General features: G+C 65.4%; 1 protein-coding gene and 3 pseudogenes. 1 reads left to right on the top strand and 3 read right to left on the bottom strand.

All coding sequences use genetic code 11. From position 1 onward, the window contains the following. Positions 1–107 precede the first annotated feature (107 nt). The 3 genes and pseudogenes from ptsP to ACWNCF_RS05470 all read right to left on the bottom strand — a co-directional run. Positions 108–1422, bottom strand: a pseudogene (gene ptsP, locus ACWNCF_RS05480) (phosphoenolpyruvate--protein phosphotransferase); the annotation flags it as partial. Positions 1423–1461: 39 nt separating this feature from the next. Beyond that, on the bottom strand, positions 1462–1731 hold the full coding sequence (locus ACWNCF_RS05475) for an HPr family phosphocarrier protein (protein WP_322404258.1): 270 nt from the start codon (positions 1729–1731) through the stop codon (positions 1462–1464). A gap of 36 nt (positions 1732–1767) precedes the next feature. After that, positions 1768–1944 (bottom strand): annotated as a pseudogene (locus tag ACWNCF_RS05470) (PTS fructose transporter subunit IIA); the annotation flags it as partial. Between ACWNCF_RS05470 and ACWNCF_RS05465 the strand changes: the two are divergent. Further along, positions 1934–2306: pseudogene (locus ACWNCF_RS05465) on the top strand (putative PEP-binding protein); the annotation flags it as partial. The pseudogenes ACWNCF_RS05470 and ACWNCF_RS05465 sit on opposite strands and share 11 nt — an antisense overlap.

Here is a 2306-nt window from a genome sequence, read left to right as displayed (position 1 = left end):
TGTTGTCCTGTACTTCGTTCAGTTACGTATTGCTAAGGTTAAAACGGAGGAGCATGTGGATGATCCAGCACCTAAGGTTAAAACAGAAGTCGATGATCCAGCACCTCGTCCACATCGTCGTCGAACTTGACGTTCTGCTCGCGCAGCTGGGCCTTGGCCTGTTCGATCATGGCGAGCGACTGGTCGATCTCGAACGCATGCGCCAGCATCGGGATCAGGATGCGCACCTTGCCGAACGCGGACGCGCGCAGGATGGCGCGCAGCTGGCGTGAGGAACAACTGCGGCTCGGCCAGGCAATAACGGATCGCGCGCAGGCCCAGCGCCGGATTCAGCGCCGTATGCTCGGTCTGGTCGAGCGGCTTGTCGGCACCCACGTCGAGCGTGCGGATCGTGACGGGCCGGCCCTTCATCGCCAGCACCGCCTTGCGGTACTGCTCGAACTGCTCATCCTCGCCGGGCACCTTGAGACCTTGCGCGCCGCGTCCCATGAACAGGAATTCGGAGCGGAACAGGCCGACGCCGACGGCGCCCGCCTCCAGCGCCGGGCCGCAGTCGTCCGGCAGCTCGATGTTCGCGAGCAGCGTGATCGGCGTGCCGTCCTTGGTGACGGCCGGCGTCTTTTTCAGCTTGAGCAGGCGCTTGCGCGCCTTCATCAGGTTGGCCTGGCGCGCGCGGTACTGCTCCATCACGAGCGCGCTCGGATTGCAGATGACGACGCCGGCGTCGCCGTCGACGATCACCCAGTCGTCCTGCTCGATCAGGCGCGACGCCTGGCTCATGCCGACGGCGGCCGGGATGTCCAGGCTGCGCGCGACGATCGCCGTGTGCGAGTTCTGGCCGCCCACGTCCGTCACGAAGCCGACGAACGAGCGGTCGCGGAACGCGAGCATGTCGGCCGGCGAGATGTCGTGGGCGACCACGATCATCTGCGGCTGGAAGTGGTCTTCGCCGGGCGCCGCGGGCGGCACCGACAGCGCGGTCCCCATCAGCACCTTGAGCACGCGCTCGGCCACCTGCTGGATGTCCTGCTTGCGCTCGCGCAGGTACTCGTCCTCGATCTCGTCGAACTGCGCCGACAGCTCGTCGATCTGCGTGACGAGCGCCCATTCGGCGTTGTAGTGGCGCGAACGGATGATGTCGAGCGGCGCCTCCGAGATCATCGGATCGGACAGGATCAGCACATGCACGTCGATGAACGCGCCCAGTTCCGTCGGGGCTTCCTTGGGCAGCTCGGTCCACAATTCCTGCAGGTTGCGGTGCACTTCGGCGATCGCGTCCTGCAGGCGCTTCACTTCCGCCTCGACCTGCTCTTCCGGCACGAGGTAATGCTTGACGTCGAGCGCGGCCGGCGTGAGCAGGTGCGCGCGCCCGATCGAAATACCGCGCGAGACCGGAATGCCGTGCAATGTGAACGATGCCATGGAGGGTCCCGGGTGACGTCCGGCCGCGTGTATCCGGCATTACTCGCCTTCGCCGAATTTGTCGTTGATGAGGCCGGCGAGCGCCGCGATGCAAGCCTGTTCGTCGGGGCCGTCCGCCTCCAGCGTCACCTTGGCGCCCTTGCCGGCGGCCAGCATCATGACGCCCATGATCGACTTGGCGTTGATGCGGCGCGCGTTGCGGGTGAGCCAGACGTCGCTCTGGAACTTGGCGGCCAGCTGGGTGAATTTGGCGGAAGCGCGGGCGTGCAGGCCCAGCTTGTTGATGATCTCGAGTTCCTGTTGAATCATATTGTAGTTGTCTAATCTCCTCGTTCATCGGTCCGGTCAGGTGCCGAGCCGGATCCTGTTGTCCACCCTGACGGCGCCGTTCTGGGCGCCGGCCAGTGCCATCTCGACCACGACGTCCAGCGTGTCGCGCCGGTACGTGATCGCGCGCAGCAGCATCGGCAGGCTGATGCCCGCGATGATTTCCACGCGCCCGGCCTCGGCCAGCGAATTGCAGCGCGTCGAGCAGTACCGCGAGGCGGTGCTGGCGATGAAGGGCCGGCCCGTCACGATCCGCACGCTCGACGTGGGTGCCGACAAGCCGCTCGACCAGACCGAGCATACGGCGCTGAATCCGGCGCTGGGCCTGCGCGCGATCCGTTATTGCCTGACCAGCACGGTTTCCTCGCGCAGCTGCGCCGTCCTCGCGCGTCCGCGTTCGGCAAGGTGCGCATCCTGATCCCGATGCTGGCGCATGCATTTCGAGATCGACCAGTCGCTCGCCATGATCGAACAGGCCAAGGCCCAGCTGCGCGAGCAGAACGTCAAGTTCGACGACGATGTGGACGAGGTGCTGGATCATCCAACTAACTCCTGCA

Source organism: Massilia phosphatilytica (assembly GCF_977014125.1).
The sequence above is the reverse complement of the archived record's forward strand: the minus strand, read 5'-3'. Positions and strand labels throughout refer to the sequence as shown.

What these genes read in the sequence shown, in the direction of transcription:
- ACWNCF_RS05475 (WP_322404258.1), bottom strand. Translation starts at nt 1,731, where the DNA reads ATGATTCAACAGGAACTCGAGATCATCAACAAGCTGGGCCTGCACGCC.